Below are 16123 nucleotides of genomic sequence, written 5' to 3'. Positions count from 1 at the left end.
GACCATGCCCCCGACCGCCGCCACGGCCACCGCGGCGGACCGCGCCGCGCAGGGCAGAGCGGCCCGCAAACGGGTCTCCCGCTCCGCGCACGGCGACTGGATCCCCGGCGTCGGCCGGCCCGACCCCGTCGCCGTACTGGAACGGCAGGGCAGGAGCCGCCTTCAGGAGTTGCTGCCGATCCGGTACGGGCGGATGACCGCGTCGCCGTTCGCGTTCCTGCGCGGCGCCGCCGCCGTCATGGCCGCCGACCTGGCGGCCCAGCCGCACACCGGGCTCACCGTCCAGCTCTGCGGCGACGCACACCTTCTCAACTTCGGCCTGTACGCCTCCCCGGAACGCACCCTGCTCTTCGACCTGAACGACTTCGACGAGACGCATCCGGGCCCCTTCGAGTGGGACGTCAAACGGCTCGCGGCGAGCGTCGCGGTGGCGGCCCGCGAGAACGGCCACACGGAGACGCAGGCCCACGGCGCGGCCCAGGCGGCGGTGGGGGAGTACCGCGAGAGCATCCGGCGGCTCGCCGGGCAGGGCGAGCTGACCGTCTGGTACGAGCGCATCGACGCCGAGCGGCTGCTCCCGCTGGTCCGCTCCGCCCACCACCGCAAGCGGGTCGAGTCGAGCCTCACCCGCGCCCGCCGACGCACCAGCCTGCACGCGCTGGGCAAGCTCACCGAGACCGTCGGCGGACGCCGCCGCATCGTCCAGGACCCGCCCCTGCTGGAATCCGCCGGAGTCTCCGACATGGCCTCGCTCCGCAAGATCTTCAGCGACTACCGCTCCACCCTCTCCGAGGAACGCCGTCTCCTCCTGGACCGCTACCGCTTCGTCGACGCCGCCCGCAAGGTCGTCGGCGTCGGCAGCGTCGGCACCCGCTGTTTCATCGTGCTGCTCGCCGGGCGGGACGCGGACGACCCGCTGTTCCTCCAGATCAAGGAGGCCGGCAGGTCCGTACTCGAAGAGCATCTGCCCAACGGCCCGTACGTCCATCCAGGGCGCCGGGTCGTCGCGGGGCAGCGCCTGCTACAGGCGGCGAGCGACATCTTCCTGGGCTGGATGACCGGGCCGCAGGGACGCCCCTTCTACTGGCGGCAACTGCGCGACATGAAGGGCTCGGCGGACGTCGCAGGGATGGCCCCCGACGAACTGGTCGCCTACGCCCGCCTCTGCGGCACCGCCCTGGCCCGCGCCCATGCCCGCTCCGGCGACCGCATCGCGATCGCCGCCTACCTGGGCGGCGCCGACACCTTCGACCGCGCCGTCGCGGACTTCGCGCTGCGCTACGCGGACCAGAACACCGCCGACCACGCGACATTGGGCGCCGCCGTGACGGCGGGAGTGGTCACGGCGACGCAGGGCATGTGAGCCCGCCGGCCGCGATCGGCCGCTCCAAGGCCCGAGTTGTCACCCCTGGTCGCCCAGCCCGGTCAGGACGGCGTCCACGAACCGCCGCCGGTCCTCGGCGTGGTCGCGGAACCACAGGCCCAACATGTGCTCGGCGCCGGGCAGTTCGAGACGGCTGAAGTGGGCGCGGGTGGCGAGCGCCTCGGTCACGGCCTCGGTCACGGCGGGCGGGATCACGGTGTCGGTGCCCGGTACGGCGAGCACCGCCCGCCCCGCGTACGCCCGCAGGACGCCGAGCGCCGGGGCCTGACGCCAGCTGTCCGGCGTACGGATGATCTCGCTGAAGCGGCTGTCGCCGTCGCCGAACGGAACCGGCCACGCCTCGGCGCCGTACACGGCCGGCGCGCACAGCCCAAGCGCCACCGCTCGCGCCCCGTAGTGCCCCGCGAGATCGGCCACCGTCTGGCCGCTCATGCTGAACCCGACGAGGATCAGCGGAGCGTCCGCAGGCAGGGTCGAGTCGATGACGGCGACGGCCTGCTCGAAGCGCTTCTTGAGGCTCAACTCGCCCAGCGCGCCCGAGCTTTCACCATGCCCGGCGAAGTCGAGTGCGAGGCCCCGGCAGCCGCGTGCGACGAACTCCTCCAGCAGCGGGAGCAGTCGCTCCTTGCTGCCGAGGCCCGCGCCGTGCAGCAGGACGGCGGTGGCTGTCGAACCACCGCCGTCGCCACCGCCGTCGCCACTGCCATGGACTGATTCGCTGCCACCGGCCGACCCGCTGACGCAGCTCAGTCGTTCACCGTCGTGGTCGTATGTGAAAGGGAAAAGCACCCCTCATTTACTCATACCGCAGGTGAGGAGGTGCAGGTGAGGGATATGTCCGCGGAAATGCAGATGCGCGCCGACGGTCCGCTTCCCTACGCTGGAGAGGCATTCCGGAGGAGCCGAGCACCGCTTTCCTCCGGACAGGTATCAGTGGACGGACTCAGGGCTACTCTCTACGCACCGACGGACGGCAGCCTCCCCCAGCGCCCCGTCGATTCGTCGGACAACACCGTCACGACATCAAGATCCAGTCACCCACGCACGCAAGGAGTCCCGTCATGGGAACCTTGATCATTTCAGCGACCGCGATCCTGGTCGTCATGGGCTTCTCCCACCACGTCCTCTGGCTCGCGGCGATCGCCCTGCTCTTCCTGTACGTCCGCTACGGCCGAGCAGGGGACGGCTCATCGGCGGCGTCCGCACCGGGGCCGGCGCCGGGTGCCTCCTCGTCGGGCGCGTCCGGAGCCGGGGGCCGCGCGGACTCCACCTACCGCGCCTACCGCGCCCGCCGTGACCGCCAGGCGAAGTGGGAGCGCCGCTACCGCCGCGAACGTCCGATGGAGGCACGGCGCCAGGACCGCCGGAAGTAGACAGGACAGGCGCCCCGGGTCACAGGCCCGGGGCGCCCCAGATCGGGAACCAGCGGCTCAGGTCCTGCTCGATCCGCAGATCGTCGGTGAGCGCGGCCTTGATCTGGAGTTCCAGTGAGTTGTCGCGCTGCTGCCCCGTACCGGCCAGCGGCGCGAAGGGATAGAACGTGCCGCGCTTGTAGAGGTAGACGAGCCCGAGCCGCCGCTGCTCGCCGTCCCGGAAGCTCGCCACCGAGCAGAGGAGTTGCGGCCCGAAGCCGCTGCCCTCCAGCGCGGTGTTGACCGCGTGCAGATCACTCACCAGCGCCGGCAGGTCGTCGGGCTCCCGCCGCGAGACCAGCCACGAGTACCCGTACTCGTCCCGGGTGATCTCCACCGGCGAACTGGCCCTCTCCGCATCCGCGTCCAGCAGCGCCTGGACCTCCTGACGGGCCTCGGCGAACGCCCCGCCCTCGACGGTCGCGAAGCACACCGCGCCCGTCCCCGTCGGGGTGAACCCGGCGGCCGCCTGCAAGGTGATGGCGGCCGACGGCAGGGCGAAGAGCTGGTCGAGGTCGGGGGCGACGGGTCTGCTGCGCCCGAGCAGGATGTCCAGGAGCCCCATGCTCAGCCGGCCTTCCCGGGAGTCGCCGGCTCGCCCAACTCGGCCGAGATTCGGGCCAATTGTTCGAGCCGCTGCTCCAGGCTCGGGTGGGTGGAGAAGTACTTCGCCACGCCCGGTTCGGCGCCGAGGGCGGGGGTGAAGTAGAAGGCGTTGAACGCCTGGGCCGTGCGCAGGTCCTTGCTCGGGATCTTCGCGATGTCCCCGGTGACCTTGGTCAGTGCGGAGGCCAGCGCCGAGGGACGCCCGGTGAGCTGCGCCGCGGCCCGGTCGGCGGCAAGCTCGCGATACCGGGACAACGCCCGGATGAGCATGAAGCTGATCGCGTACACGGCAGCGGAGACCGTCATCACGGCCATGAACACCATCGCCGTGTTCTGGTCCCTGCGCCCGCCGCCCAGGAGCTGCGAGTACATGGCGAACCGGACGATCAGCCCGGCGATCACGCCCAGGAAGGAGGCGATGGTGATCACCGCGACGTCCTTGTGCGCCACGTGCGACAGCTCGTGCGCCAGCACACCTTCGAGCTCGTCGGGTTCGAGTCGCCGCAGCAGCCCGGTGGTCACACACAGCACCGCGTGATCGGGGTTCCGCCCGGTCGCGAAGGCGTTGGGCATGTCCATATCGGAGATGGCGACGAGCGGCTTCGGCATGTCGGCGACGGCACACAGCCGGTCGACCACCCCGTGCAGCTGCGGGTACTCCTCCCGCTCCACGATCCGCCCGCGCATCGCGAACAGCGCGATACGGTCCGAGAACCAGTACTGCGCCCCGAGGAACGCCGCCGCGATCACCACGACCAGCACCCAGGACTTCATCAGCACGATCAATCCGGCGATGAAGGCCACGTACAGCAATCCGAGCAGAAACAGCGTGGCCGTCATCCTGACGGTCAACCGCCGATCGCTCTGGAACCGGCTCTGCATCATGCACCACCCCACACTCGGGCACTCGTCCCGACTTCCATTGTGCGCCCGCCCACCCCCATGAGCAGGCCCCGATCCACCCCACAGCGAGCAAAGACCTGCCCTGTCAAGAGCCACTTATTTATGGGGAGCACACGCGGGGGCCGGCATTAGAAGGGGGACAGTGCCGCCCTGAAGTTCTCGCCACCGTAGAGGGACTCGTAGTGGATCTCGATCACCAGCCGTTGGGTGACGAGTTCCCAGAACCCGTCGTGCTCGTCGTCGCGGAACGTTTCGACGTGCAATAAGAAGGAGGTCTGCCCCGCGAGGATGACGGCACCCGGGCCCACACAGTAGACCTTGGGCCGCGCCGACATCGATGCCGTCGCGAGGTGATAGGCGTGGAGGTTCCAGTGCCCGATGGTCTCTCCGTCCAGCTGGACCACGGAGTTCGTCACGATGGCCGGCCCGAGGCCCGCGTTGATGATCTGAAGGCCCGCCTTGTGGTCGTCGTAGCCCTTGACGGTGCGCATCTCCAGCAAGGGCTTGACGGATTGACGGTTGTGCTGCCGGGTGGCTCTGGTCTGTGTGTAACTGACCCAGAGCGAGCAGAGCGCAATGGCCGTCGCCGATATGGCCGTGACCGTGTCCGAGTTCACTGGCTGCCCCCCACGACGCCGAGACCGTAGTCCTTCCCGGCCGCCCCGGCCATCACGCGCCACCGGACAGCACATCGGCCGTGCCCCTCCCGAAGGAGGGACACGGCCGACGTCGTACGGCTGGTGCGACGTTCCTACACGTCGTAGTACAGCTCGAACTCGTGCGGGTGCGGGCGCAGCTGGAGCGGGGCGATCTCGTTGGTGCGCTTGTAGTCGATCCACGTCTCGATCAGGTCGGGCGTGAAGACGTTGCCCGCGAGCAGGAACTCGTGGTCGGCCTCGAGGCGGTCGAGGACGGCCGGGAGGGAGGTCGGGACCTGGGCGACGCCCGCGTGCTCCTCGGGAGCCAGCTCGTAGAGGTCCTTGTCGATCGGCTCGGCCGGCTCGATCTTGTTCTTGATGCCGTCGAGGCCTGCGAGCAGCAGCGCCGAGAAGGCGAGGTAGGGGTTGCCGGAGGAGTCGGGCGCGCGGAACTCGACGCGCTTGGCCTTCGGGTTCGAGCCGGTGATCGGGATACGCATCGCGGCGGAGCGGTTGCGCTGCGAGTACACCAGGTTGACCGGGGCCTCGAAGCCGGGGACCAGCCGGTGGTAGGAGTTCACCGTCGGGTTCGTGAAGGCGAGCAGCGACGGGGCGTGCTTGAGGATGCCGCCGATGTAGAAGCGGGCGGTGTCCGACAGGCCCGCGTAGCCGGCCTCGTCGTAGAACAGCGGGTCGCCGTTCGCCCACAGCGACGAGTGGATGTGCATGCCCGAGCCGTTGTCACCGAAGATCGGCTTCGGCATGAAGGTCGCGGTCTTGCCATTGCGCCAGGCGACGTTCTTCACGATGTACTTGAAGAGCTGGAGGTCGTCGGCCGCGGCGAGCAGCGTGTTGAACTTGTAGTTGATCTCGGCCTGGCCGGCGGTGCCCACCTCGTGGTGCTGACGCTCGACCTGGAGGCCGGACGCGGCCAGCTCCAGGGAGATCTCGGCACGCAGGTCGGCGAAGTGGTCGACCGGCGGGGTCGGGAAGTAACCGCCCTTGTAGCGGACCTTGTAACCGCGGTTGTCCTCGAGGGCGCCGGTGTTCCAGGCGCCCGCCTCGGAGTCGATGTGGTAGAAGGCCTCGTTCGACTTGGTGTCGAAGCGCACGCTGTCGAAGACGTAGAACTCGGCCTCGGGGCCGAAGTACGCGGTGTCGGCGACACCGGTCGACGCGAGGTACGCCTCCGCCTTCTTCGCCACGTTGCGCGGGTCACGGGAGTACTGCTCGCCCGTGATCGGGTCGTGGATGAAGAAGTTGATGTTGACCGTCTTGTCGCGGCGGAAGGGGTCGACGCGCGCGGTGGACAGGTCGGCGCGGAGCGCCATGTCGGACTCGTGGATGGCCTGGAAGCCGCGGATGGAGGAGCCGTCGAAGGCCAGTTCCTCCGTCGGGTCGAAGGCCTCTGCCGGAATGGTGAAGTGCTGCATCACACCCGGCAGGTCGCAGAAGCGGACGTCGACGAACTTGACGTCTTCGTCCTTGATGAACTTCTTGGCCTCGTCGGCGTTCTGGAACATCCAGCTCCTCCTACTCCCGGCCCACTCTGGATCGGGGTGGTAGTTCGTTCGTGCGGCCAGTGCGGTGGCACACGCTGGACCCGACCATAGGGACGGGGGATTTCTCAAGCGTGACCCATTTGTTTCGCCCAAGTTAACCGGACCGGGTCCGTCACACCCCACCTGTCCACATGTCAAAACGGGCACAGTACCGTGGACGCGTGGACAAGAGGCAAGCAATCGGATCATGGCTCTCCGGACCGCGCGAGGCCCTGGGGGAAGCCGGTGTCGACCTCGGCTACCCCGGTGAGCAGCTCGGACTGCCGCAGACGGGGCCCGGCTCGATCGCCCGCCCCGGCCGCCGCCTCGGCGCCGTGGCCGTGGACTGGGCCCTGTGCCTCTTGATCGCATACGGCCTGCTCACTGACGGCTACAACCAGACGACCGGCAACTGGGCCCTGCTCATCTTCTTCACCCTCGGTGTCCTCACCGTCGGTACGGTCGGCTGCACTCCCGGTAAGCGCCTGTTCGGCCTGCGCGTCGTCCCCCAGGACGGCGGTCGCCTCAACCCATTCCGCGCCCTCCTGCGCACCGTGCTCCTGTGCCTCGCCCTCCCCGCCCTGATCTGGGACCGCGACGGCCGGGGCCTGCACGACCGACTGGCCCGCACGATCGAGGTCCGCGGCTAGGGGGCGTCGTTTGGATCACCTCGGGTCCGCGACAGGTCCTGGCGATCGCCCGCGCGGCAGCCGGCCTTCCGCGACCCGATGCTCGACTTCTGACGCCGGTCGGGTGACGGATCGCCCGGCCCGGCTCGGGGTCCGGTCGCTGGTGAGCCACGGCGGAGACACTGCGTCCACTCCCGGTGAAGGTGGTGGACAGCATGTCGTACGACAGCAGCTCGATGCTCGACAGCAGGTCGACGATCGTGGCCCGAGCGCCGCAGGTCGCCGAAATCGCGGCCCGGTACAGCGACGAGGCGGAAACCGCCCGTCAGCTCTCACCGCAGGTGGTCCGCGCGGTGCTGGACGCCGGCTTCGCGCGCCACTTCGTACCGGCGGCCCACGGCGGCGAGACCGGTGGTTTCAGCGAGCTGACCGCGGCGGTGGCACTGGTCGGCGAAGGGTGTACGTCAGCGGCCTGGGCGGCCTCGCTGGCCGCCTACGCCGGGCGGTACGCGGCGTTCCTGCCCGAGGCGGGGCAGGCGGAGATCTGGGCGGAGGGGCCGGACGTCGTCCTTGCCGGTGCGCTCATGCCCTCCGGCAAGGCGGAGCCCGTCGCCGGCGGCTGGCGGCTGAGCGGCGAGTGGAAGTACATCAGCGGGGTCCACTTCGCCGACTGGGCACTCGCCTGCGCGGCGGTACCGGCCAAGGACGCCGGGACTGCGGGGACCGCCAAGCACGCCGACACCACCAGGCACTCTGGCACCGCCACCGCCACCGCCACCGCGAACGCGAACGCCAAGGACGCCGAGACCGCCAAGAACCTCGCCGACCGCCCCGAAGTGCGGTTCTTCGCGGTGCCGCGGGCCGACTTCGCCATCGAGGACAGCTGGTTCACCGTGGGGATGCGCGGCACCGGCAGCCACACCCTGCTCCTCTCCGACGTCTTCGTGCCCGAGCACCTGACCCTGCCGCGATCGGCCGTCCACGCCGGCCGCGCGACCGCGTCGGAGGCCCGCTGCCACATCGTCCCGATGTACGCCGTGAACAGCCTGCCGTTCGCCGCTCCGCTGATCGGAGCCGCCCGGGGCGCGCTGCGCGCCTGGATCGCGCGGACCGGGCAGCGCGTCGACCGGCGTGGACGGGCCGTCAGCGAGATGCCGTCGGTGCAGGTCTCGCTGGCCCGCTCGGCCGCAGAGGTGGACGCCGCCGAACTCCTCATCCTGCGGACGGCCGCGGTGGCCGACGGCACGGAGTGCCCGCCGGAGGGCGAGGCCGCGGTCCGGGGCGCCAGGGACCTCGCGCTGGCCGTGGAACTGCTCGTCTCGGCCGTCGACCGGGTCTTCCGCGCGAGCGGGACCTCGGGACAGTCCTCGTCCGACCCGGTGCAACGCTTCTGGAGGGACGTGAACAGCGCTGCCTCCCACGTGGCGCTGTCCTTCGAGACCACCGGTGCGGCCTACGGAGCCTGGGCGCTGTCCGGCCACGAGCGGATGGAACCGGTGCGCTGACCACGGTCCCGGCAGGACCCGTTCGACACCCGTTCGGCGGTACCTCTCGAACGCCTCGCGCCCCGGGCGCGGGGGCGGGCGGAGCCGCATCGCCGCAGGTGGTGGGCGCCGCGAAGGACCGCTCGTCCGGTTGCTGGTCCGGGACGCCGAGAACATAGTCGTCCTGAAATCTGAATGCGGCCAAGGCAAATCGCCCACCAGTCAGTCCTCCGGGAGTTGACGATGGTTCAGCAGATCAATGGCGGCGCGGCCGCGACGGCGGATCGCCAGAACGTGGTGGACGCCGAGGTGGCCCCCGAGCAGTTCCGTGCCGCGATGGCGCGCTTCCCCTCGGGAGTGGTCGTGGTGACCACCCGGTGCGCGGACGGCACCCCCCGGGGATTCACGGCCAGTTCCTTCTGCTCGGTGTCGCTGGAGCCGCCGATGATCCTGGTGTGTCTGGCGAACTCGGCGGACTCGGCGGCGTCGTTCGAGTGCTGCGACCGTTTCGCGGTGAGCGTGCTGGCCCCGGTCCACCGCCCGCTCGCCATGCGCTTCGCCACCAAGGGCACCGACAAGTTCGCGTCGGGCGGCCTGTGCCTCAGCCCCGACGGGCTGCCGACGGTCGATCAGGCGCTGGCCGAACTGGACTGCGCGGCGCACGCCCGTCACCCCGCCGGGGACCACACGGTTCTGATAGGCCTGGTGAGAGGCGTCCGCCTGGGCGAGGGATCCCCGATGGTGTACTACGACCGGGCGTTCAGGACCTTGGCCTGAAACAGAGATGCTCTCCGCAACAGAGATGCTCCCGGCAAAAGAGATGCTCCCCGCCACGAAAGTGACGGGGAGCATCGCAACAAGTAGGAGGGGTTCAGCGCATCTTGCCTCGCGGCATCCGCATCCCCTTCGGCATCGGACCCTTCGGCAGCGGAAGGTTCGACATGATGTCGCCCATCGCACGCAGCCGGTCGTTGGTCGCGGTGACCTGCGGGCCCGCCAGCACACGCGGCAGCTTCAGCATCGTCGTACGGAGCTTCTTGAGCTCCACCTGACCCTCGCCGGTGCCCACGAGAATGTCGTGCACCGGGACGTCCGAGACGATCCGCGCCATCTTCTTCTTCTCGGCGGCCAGCAGGCTCTTCACCCGGTTCGGGTTGCCCTCGGCGACCAGCACGATGCCGGCCTTGCCGACCGCGCGGTGCACCACGTCCTGGCTGCGGTTCATCGCCACCGCCGGAGTCGTGGTCCAGCCTCGGCCGATGTTGTCCAGCACGGCCGCGGCTGCGCCCGGCTGACCCTCCATCTGCCCGAAGGCGGCCCGCTCGGCCCTGCGTCCGAAGACGATCGCCGACGCGAGGAAGGCGAGCAGGAGGCCGAAGATGCCGACATAGATCGGGTGGCCGATCAAGAAGCCGATCGCGAGGAAGACACCGAGGGTGACGATTCCGACAGCCGCGAGTACAAGACCGATCTTGGAGTCGGCCTTGCGGGTCATCTTGTAAGTCAGAGCGATCTGCTTGAGTCGCCCGGGTTCGGCAGCGGTGTCCGCTGCGGTTTCCTTCCTCGCCATGCCCGGAAGTCTACGTGGCCCGGGAAGCGCCGACGACGGCAGTACCGGGGGACGGTCGGGCGAGGTGCCGGGGGAGCGTGGCGCGGAGGCTACGAACGCGTCGCGACGGCTTCCAGCACGCGCTGTGCCTCGACCCTGTCCTTGGCGCGGCGGCGGTCCTCCAGGACGGAGGTCCAGGCGTTGCGGCGGGCGGTGCGCTGGCCGCCGCTCATGAGGATCGACTCGACGGCACGGAGTGCATCGGTGAACGACGGAATGGCGGTGGCGCGAACGGGCGCGGCCTGCATGATGGTGTTCCCCCCTCGGGATGGCGGCTCTGGCGGGTGCGGTACGGGGTCTGCAACCAGGGTCACTGATTGGTGTTACCAGGGCGTGACCGAGCGGTCAAACACCAATGAAACCTTGATGCACCGGCCACGATCGCTGACGCGTCCCTGACGGCGCCCCCATCTGCGGGGAAGGCCTCGACCGCATCGAACGCGCCATTGCGGAGCGGGAGTTGCTTGTGTGCCGATTCACATGAGAGCGGTGGCACTCAGTGCCACCGCTCTCGTCGGATCGTCATCTACGACGTGTCCGGCCGCCTAGGCCGTACGGGGGTCCGAGGCCGTACGGGGGTCCGGAGGCCGTCGTCGTCTTTCCTCGTACGTCGGTACGTCGCTGCGTCGGTTACGTCGGTTACGTCGGCTCAGACCGCCTGCGAGGCGACGTACGCCCCGCGCTTCTCGACGGCCATCTGGTACAGCCGGCCGGCCCGGTAGGAGGAGCGGACCAGCGGACCCGACATGACACCGGAGAAGCCGATCTGCTCGGCCTCCTCCTTCAGCTCCACGAACTCGTGCGGCTTGACCCAGCGCTCGACGGGGTGGTGGCGCACGGAGGGGCGCAGGTACTGCGTGATCGTGACCAGCTCGCAGCCCGCCTCGTGCAGCTGCCGAAGCGCCTCGCTGACCTCTTCGCGGGTCTCGCCCATGCCCAGGATCAGGTTCGACTTGGTGACCAGACCGTAGTCGCGGGCCTCGGTGATGACCTTCAGCGAGCGCTCGTAGCGGAAGCCGGGGCGGATGCGCTTGAAGATCCGCGGGACCGTCTCGACGTTGTGCGCGAAGACCTCGGGGCGCGAGGAGAAGACCTCGGCGAGCTGGGCGGGCTCGGCGTTGAAGTCGGGGGCGAGCAGTTCGACCTTGGTACGGCCGGTCTCGCGGCCCGACGTCTGGGCGTGGATCTGGCGGACCGTCTCGGCGTACAGCCAGGCCCCGCCGTCCTCCAGGTCGTCGCGGGCGACGCCGGTGATCGTGGCGTAGTTCAGGTCCATCGTGACGACCGACTCGCCCACGCGGCGGGGCTCGTCGCGGTCCAGTGCCTCGGGCTTGCCGGTGTCGATCTGGCAGAAGTCGCAGCGGCGGGTGCACTGGTCTCCGCCGATGAGGAAGGTGGCCTCGCGGTCTTCCCAGCACTCGTAGATGTTGGGGCAGCCCGCCTCCTGGCAGACCGTGTGCAGCCCCTCGCTCTTCACGAGAGCTTGCATCTTCGTGTATTCGGGACCCATTTTCGCCCGGGTCTTGATCCACTCGGGCTTGCGCTCGATGGGGGTCTGGGCGTTCCGGACCTCCAGGCGCAGCATCTTGCGTCCGTCGGGTGCGACTGCGGACACATCGGCTCCCTGTAGCTTCGATTCTTCGGCGTCCACCAGGGTACGCCCGTTCGTTTTCGCTCTACGAGACGGGCAACCCTGCGGAACAGGGACCCATTCCCGCCGGTCCTACGCCGACGCCCGCTCGATCTCCCGGGGCAGCGGCTCAGCGTTCTCCAGTACGTCCTTCAGATGCCGCTCGGCCACCGGGAGAACCTCGCCGATGGTCACGTCGCGGCCCAGCTCGGCCGCGAGCGAGGCGACACCCGCATCGCGGATCCCGCACGGGATGATCCGGTCGAACCAGACGTTGTCCGGGTTCACGTTCAGCGCGAAGCCGTGCATCGTGACGCCCTTGGCGACGCGGATGCCGATCGCCGCGATCTTGCGGTCCTCGCGGCGCTGGCCGGCGTTGGAGGGGGCGTACTCCGGACCGTCGAGGCGGGGGTCGAACTCCTCGTCCGTCAGCCGCGGGTCGAAGTCGAGGGAGAGCCCGCCGAGGGACGGACGCTGCTCGGCAAGGTCCTTGGCGTCGCCGAGCACCCAGACGCCACTGCGGCCCTCGACGCGGCTGGTCTCCAGGCCGAATTCCGCACACGTACGGATAAGAGCCTCTTCCAGACGTCGTACATGTGCTACGACGTCCACCGGGCGGGGGAGTTTCTGGATCGGGTAGCCCACCAGCTGGCCAGGACCGTGCCAGGTGATCTTGCCGCCGCGGTCCACGTCGATGACCGGGGTGCCGTCGAGCGGCCGCTCGTTGTCCGCCGTGCGCCGGCCGGCCGTGTAGACGGGCGGGTGCTCCAGGAGCAGGCAGGTGTCGGGGACCTCGTCCAGGAAACGGGCGCCATGCACGCGGCGCTGCTCGTCCCAGGCCTCCTGGTACTCGACCGCCTCCGCACCGAATCCCATACGGACGAACCGCAACTCACTCACGGCAAGCGCCTCCCTCAAGGCTTCGTCGGGCACACGAAGTACGCGAGGTACGCACGCGGAGCACGCGAGGTACCTGTGTCAGGCACGTAACGCGCCCACGCCACTGTACGTCCGGCCGATGCCCGTCAGCCCAGCAGTCAATCCTCACACGATCGGATGAATGCAGGTCGAATGGTGCGACCGCGTGCTTACGCTCCGCTACATTCGCGCCGTTCAAGAGGCCAAAAGGGCTGCTCACAGGCAATCCGGGCCACCTGAGCGACCAAACGGTCGCTCAGAGGCCCGAAAGGCAGGAGACCGCACCGCAGATGACGGAACGACCCGCGCAGCGCACCCCCAACCGACAGCTCGCCGCGCTCATCGCAGAAGCGGGGTTCTCCAACGCAGGTCTGGCCCGTCGCGTGGACCAGCTCGGCCTGGAACACGGCCTGGACCTGAGATACGACAAGACATCGGTCACCCGATGGCTGCGCGGACAGCAGCCGAGAGGGACCACGCCCGCACTCATCGCCGAGGTGTTCACCCGCCGCCTCGGCCGCAGGCTCGGCGCGCAGGATCTCGGGCTCGACGCCTGTGCCCCCGTCTACGCGGGGCTGGAGTTCGCAGGGTCCCCCGAAGAGGCCGTCGACATCGTCAGCGGCCTGTGGCGCAAGGACTCAGGCAGCCACGCGGAGCTGCGCAAGATCGCCTTCACCCCGGCGGGACTCGTCGTCCCCAGCCGGGACTGGCTCATCGGGAAGGCCGACGACCGGGTGAGCCGCGGCGACCCCGGCCCCGGCCCCGGACGGGTGCCCGCGCAGGGCCGCCCGGCCGTGCCCCGGCAGCGCGGCCAGACCGAGCGCGGCCCCGGCCAGAAGGTCACCGGCGGAGACATCGCCGCACTGCGCTCGGTGGGCGAACTCTTCCGCACCCTCGACCACGCCTACGGCGGCGGCCACGCACGCCAGGCCCTGGTCCGCTACCTGGAACACGAGGCCGAGCCGATGCTGCGCGGCGCGTACGGCGAGCAGACCGGGCGCCGCCTGTTCGCCGCCACCGCCGACCTCACCCGGCTCGCCGGCTGGACCTCGTACGACATCGCCGCGCACGGACTCGCCCAGCGCTACTTCGTCCAGGCGCTGCGCCTCTCGCAGGCGGCCGGTGACCGTGCGTACGGCTCTTACGTGCTGGTGACCATGAGCAGGCAGGCGGTCTATCTGGGGCACGGACGGGAGGCCGTACAGCTGGCGCGGGTGGCCCAGCAGGGCGTCGGGTCGGCGGCGCCGCCCGTGGTGCAGGCGATGCTGCACTCCGTCGAGGCGCGCGGGCACGGCGTGCTGGGGGAGGTGCGGCCCTGCACGGCAGCCCTGGTACGCGCCGAGCGGGCCCTTGAGACGGCTCGCGCCGGCGATGAAGTCCCCTACTGGGCACGGTTCTTCGACGAGGCCCAGCTCGCCGACGAGTTCGGCCACTGCCACCGGGACCTTCAGCAGTACCGGGCCGCCGCGCAGCACGCCGAGCGCTCGCTCCAGTTGCGGGCGCCCGGCTTCGCGCGCAGCAGGCTGTTCTGCCGGGTGGTGCTCGCCTCGGCGCGGCTCGGGCTCGGAGAGCTCGACCAGGCCTGCCAGTTGGGGGCCGAGGCCGCCGGGCAGGCTCTGGAGATGCGGTCGGTCCGGGCCATCGAGTACGTACGGGACTTCGAGCGGCGGCTCGAACCGTACCGGGACGCGGCCCCGGTACGCGGGTACCGGGACCGGGTGGCGGCGCTGGGCTGAGGCTCAGGCCGCCTCCGCCTCCACGGGCTCCTCCTGTACGGCCGGCCGGGCGCCCAGGTCCATGAGTACGGCGTGGGCCGCCCGGCGGGCCGAGTGGAGGGCGCCCTGCACCGTGCTGGTGTCGCGGTGGTCCCCGCAGACGTACAGCCCCGCGAGGAGCCGTACCGGGCGGTGCAGGTCGTGCGGCGGGGGCATCGCGGGGACCGCCTCGGGGTCGTGGTGGACCGTGAGGAGCTCCCAGCGCGCGGTCGATGTCCCGTAGAGGCGGGCCAGTTGGGCGCGGACCGCCGCGTCCAGGTGGGCGGCGGCCGGTGGAGTGCCGAGGACGGTCGAGGAGATGAGGGCCCGTCCGGCCGGGGCGCGGGTCGCGTCCACCTCGCTGATGACCGCCGTGTGCGCCACCGGGCCGCTCCTGTCCGCGTCCAGCAGCAGGGCAGGGTCCGTGAGCGGGGGCTCGTCCGTGGTGTGGTGTACCACCGTCACCGGATGGAAGTCCGGCACGTGCAGCCCGGGCAGCAGCTCGGCGGCGGCGCGCGCTCCGGTCGCCAACAGGACGGCCCGGCAGGTGAGTTCACCGTGGTCCCGGGTCGTCACGCTGGTGGTGGAGACCGTGCCCACCTGAACCCCCGTGTGGACCGTGCCCGGCGGGAGGGAGGCCGCGAGGAGTTCAGGGAGCGTGTCCGCGCCGCCCTCCGGCAGGCACAGGCGGCCGGTCGCGAAGGAGTACAGCGCCAGGTCGGCGCAGCGGCTGGAGGCCCGCAGGTCCGGGTCGCAGAGCAGCGCGGCGAGCAGCGGACGCAGGAAGCCGTCGACCGTGCGGGGCGGGAAGCCCCGGGCGGCCAGCGCCTGTAGGGCGGGGAGATCCGGGCGGGCGAGGAGGCGGGCCGGCGGGGTGGCGGCGAGGCGGGTGAGCGCGGTGGCGAGGCGGGTCTGGTCGAGGGGGCCGCCGAGTGGCCCGGGCCGGTGGGCGCAGCCCTGGGGGCGCGGTCGGGGGAGGCGGGGGGCGCTCGCGAGGGCGCGTGCGGCGGTGAGTGCGCCCCTCGCGCTCCGAGGCGTGACGGGAGGGCTCGCGCGATGGTGCCGGCCGTCGCTGTGGAGCAGGACGCCCGGGGAGAACGGGCGCAGGGTCAGGGTGTTCAGGCCCGGGGTGCGGCGTAGTTCCGGGTACGCCGTGGAGAGGAGCCGGCCCGCACGGTCGAGCCGGAAGCCGTCGACTTTCTCCGTGGACATGCGGCCCCCCACGTTCTGGGCGGCCTCCAGGACGATGGCCCTCAGGCCCGCCCTGGTCAGATGCTGGGCGGCTGCGAGGCCGGCGACCCCGGCCCCCACGATGACGACGTCCACGTCTTGCGCCGGGCGAGCGGGCTCTGGCACGTGCTCCTCCTCGAGGTTGCGCGGCGGCCTTGCCGGGTGGGGACGTCATGCCCCCAACGGGCTTATGGAATACCCGAGTTCGGATCGAGGCTAGGGCCGCGGCCGACGGAGGGAAGTCGTACGGGGGCCGTGCACGGTGGCATGGGGGTGGCATCCTCAGCCCGTCCGGCGTGTGAGGACGAGCGTGTTCAGCGCGATACGGGGGTCTGGGGGCGGAGTCCCGCGAACAAGGGACGGGTAGGGGCGGCGGGGGCGAAAA

General features: G+C 70.5%; 15 protein-coding genes and 1 pseudogene. 6 read left to right on the top strand and 10 right to left on the bottom strand.

Translation table 11 applies throughout. The features are described from left to right. The first annotated feature begins 4 nt into the window (after positions 1 to 4). The gene (locus ACIPC1_RS01530; RefSeq protein ID WP_402512320.1) at positions 5 to 1363 is read left to right on the top strand and encodes a DUF2252 domain-containing protein; all 1359 of its coding nucleotides are present in this window, start codon (positions 5 to 7) and stop codon (positions 1361 to 1363) included. 42 nt (positions 1364 to 1405) lie between these two features. Here ACIPC1_RS01530 and ACIPC1_RS01525 read toward each other — a convergent pair. Next, a pseudogene (locus ACIPC1_RS01525) lies at positions 1406 to 2173 on the bottom strand (alpha/beta hydrolase); the annotation flags it as partial. 272 nt (positions 2174 to 2445) lie between these two features. Between ACIPC1_RS01525 and ACIPC1_RS01520 the strand changes: the two are divergent. Continuing rightward, on the top strand, positions 2446 to 2757 hold the full coding sequence (locus tag ACIPC1_RS01520) for a hypothetical protein (protein ID WP_402512318.1): 312 nt from the start codon (positions 2446 to 2448) through the stop codon (positions 2755 to 2757). Positions 2758 to 2776: 19 nt separating this feature from the next. Here ACIPC1_RS01520 and ACIPC1_RS01515 read toward each other — a convergent pair whose 3' ends face one another. From ACIPC1_RS01515 to glnA, 4 genes are all read right to left on the bottom strand, one after another. Further along, positions 2777 to 3361 carry a hypothetical protein gene (locus tag ACIPC1_RS01515; RefSeq protein ID WP_402512317.1) on the bottom strand — a complete coding sequence of 195 codons (585 nt, stop codon included), beginning with the start codon at positions 3359 to 3361 and terminating at the stop codon, positions 2777 to 2779. A 2-nt stretch (positions 3362 to 3363) separates the two neighbouring features. Further along, positions 3364 to 4284 (bottom strand): zinc metalloprotease HtpX, encoded by a 921-nt coding sequence (gene htpX, locus ACIPC1_RS01510; RefSeq protein ID WP_402513348.1) that lies wholly within the window; start codon positions 4282 to 4284, stop codon positions 3364 to 3366. Positions 4285 to 4433: 149 nt separating this feature from the next. After that, entirely contained in the window at positions 4434 to 4922 is a 489-nt protein-coding gene (locus ACIPC1_RS01505; protein ID WP_402512316.1) for a hypothetical protein, read from the bottom strand. Positions 4923 to 5056: 134 nt separating this feature from the next. Beyond that, positions 5057 to 6466 (bottom strand): type I glutamate--ammonia ligase, encoded by a 1410-nt coding sequence (gene glnA, locus ACIPC1_RS01500; protein WP_384384960.1) that lies wholly within the window; start codon positions 6464 to 6466, stop codon positions 5057 to 5059. Between the two features lie 200 nt (positions 6467 to 6666). On the opposite strand from glnA, the gene ACIPC1_RS01495 reads away from it, so the two are divergent. The 3 genes from ACIPC1_RS01495 to ACIPC1_RS01485 all read left to right on the top strand — a co-directional run bounded on the left by ACIPC1_RS01495 (position 6667) and on the right by ACIPC1_RS01485 (position 9374). Beyond that, positions 6667 to 7134: an RDD family protein gene (locus tag ACIPC1_RS01495; protein WP_402512313.1), complete on the top strand. Its 468-nt coding sequence runs from the start codon at positions 6667 to 6669 to the stop codon at positions 7132 to 7134. 194 nt (positions 7135 to 7328) lie between these two features. Next, positions 7329 to 8618, top strand: coding sequence for an acyl-CoA dehydrogenase family protein (locus ACIPC1_RS01490; protein ID WP_402512311.1), 1290 nt, complete (start codon positions 7329 to 7331; stop codon positions 8616 to 8618). Positions 8619 to 8840: 222 nt separating this feature from the next. Continuing rightward, positions 8841 to 9374, top strand: coding sequence for a flavin reductase family protein (locus ACIPC1_RS01485; RefSeq protein ID WP_402512309.1), 534 nt, complete (start codon positions 8841 to 8843; stop codon positions 9372 to 9374). Positions 9375 to 9468: 94 nt separating this feature from the next. Here the strand turns inward: ACIPC1_RS01485 and ACIPC1_RS01480 are convergent, their stop codons facing one another. From ACIPC1_RS01480 to lipB, 4 genes are all read right to left on the bottom strand, one after another. Further along, positions 9469 to 10167, bottom strand: coding sequence for a DUF4191 domain-containing protein (locus ACIPC1_RS01480; RefSeq protein ID WP_402512308.1), 699 nt, complete (start codon positions 10165 to 10167; stop codon positions 9469 to 9471). Positions 10168 to 10256: 89 nt separating this feature from the next. Then, positions 10257 to 10454 carry a hypothetical protein gene (locus ACIPC1_RS01475; protein ID WP_384384971.1) on the bottom strand — a complete coding sequence of 66 codons (198 nt, stop codon included), beginning with the start codon at positions 10452 to 10454 and terminating at the stop codon, positions 10257 to 10259. Between the two features lie 401 nt (positions 10455 to 10855). After that, positions 10856 to 11821 (bottom strand): lipoyl synthase, encoded by a 966-nt coding sequence (gene lipA, locus ACIPC1_RS01470; RefSeq protein WP_402512307.1) that lies wholly within the window; start codon positions 11819 to 11821, stop codon positions 10856 to 10858. Positions 11822 to 11929: 108 nt separating this feature from the next. Next, positions 11930 to 12736, bottom strand: coding sequence for a lipoyl(octanoyl) transferase LipB (gene lipB, locus ACIPC1_RS01465; RefSeq protein WP_402512305.1), 807 nt, complete (start codon positions 12734 to 12736; stop codon positions 11930 to 11932). Positions 12737 to 13044: 308 nt separating this feature from the next. Here lipB and ACIPC1_RS01460 point away from each other — a divergent pair, with 308 nt between their 5' ends. Then, entirely contained in the window at positions 13045 to 14490 is a 1446-nt protein-coding gene (locus tag ACIPC1_RS01460) for a regulator (RefSeq protein ID WP_402512303.1), read from the top strand. A gap of 3 nt (positions 14491 to 14493) precedes the next feature. On the opposite strand, the gene ACIPC1_RS01455 is transcribed toward ACIPC1_RS01460, so the two are convergent. Then, entirely contained in the window at positions 14494 to 15864 is a 1371-nt protein-coding gene (locus ACIPC1_RS01455; RefSeq protein WP_402512302.1) for an NAD(P)/FAD-dependent oxidoreductase, read from the bottom strand. Positions 15865 to 16123 lie beyond the last annotated feature (259 nt).

Source organism: Streptomyces sp. NPDC087263, from assembly GCF_044744645.1.
Taxonomy (GTDB): Bacteria; Actinomycetota; Actinomycetes; order Streptomycetales; family Streptomycetaceae; genus Streptomyces.
Note: the sequence above shows the minus strand (reverse complement) of the source record. Positions and strands in the feature narration are given on the sequence as shown.

Excerpts from the sequence above, each read along its gene's own strand:
- ACIPC1_RS01530 (WP_402512320.1), top strand. The coding sequence starts at position 5 with ATGCCCCCGACCGCCGCCACGGCCACCGCGGCGGACCGCGCCGCGCAG.
- ACIPC1_RS01520 (WP_402512318.1), top strand. The coding sequence starts at position 2,446 with ATGGGAACCTTGATCATTTCAGCGACCGCGATCCTGGTCGTCATGGGC.
- ACIPC1_RS01515 (WP_402512317.1), bottom strand. The coding sequence starts at position 3,361 with ATGGGGCTCCTGGACATCCTGCTCGGGCGCAGCAGACCCGTCGCCCCC.
- htpX (WP_402513348.1), bottom strand. The coding sequence starts at position 4,284 with ATGCAGAGCCGGTTCCAGAGCGATCGGCGGTTGACCGTCAGGATGACG.
- glnA (WP_384384960.1), bottom strand. The coding sequence starts at position 6,466 with ATGTTCCAGAACGCCGACGAGGCCAAGAAGTTCATCAAGGACGAAGAC.
- ACIPC1_RS01490 (WP_402512311.1), top strand. The coding sequence starts at position 7,329 with ATGTCGTACGACAGCAGCTCGATGCTCGACAGCAGGTCGACGATCGTG.
- ACIPC1_RS01485 (WP_402512309.1), top strand. The coding sequence starts at position 8,841 with ATGGTTCAGCAGATCAATGGCGGCGCGGCCGCGACGGCGGATCGCCAG.
- ACIPC1_RS01480 (WP_402512308.1), bottom strand. The coding sequence starts at position 10,167 with ATGGCGAGGAAGGAAACCGCAGCGGACACCGCTGCCGAACCCGGGCGA.
- ACIPC1_RS01475 (WP_384384971.1), bottom strand. The coding sequence starts at position 10,454 with ATGCAGGCCGCGCCCGTTCGCGCCACCGCCATTCCGTCGTTCACCGAT.
- ACIPC1_RS01460 (WP_402512303.1), top strand. The coding sequence starts at position 13,045 with ATGACGGAACGACCCGCGCAGCGCACCCCCAACCGACAGCTCGCCGCG.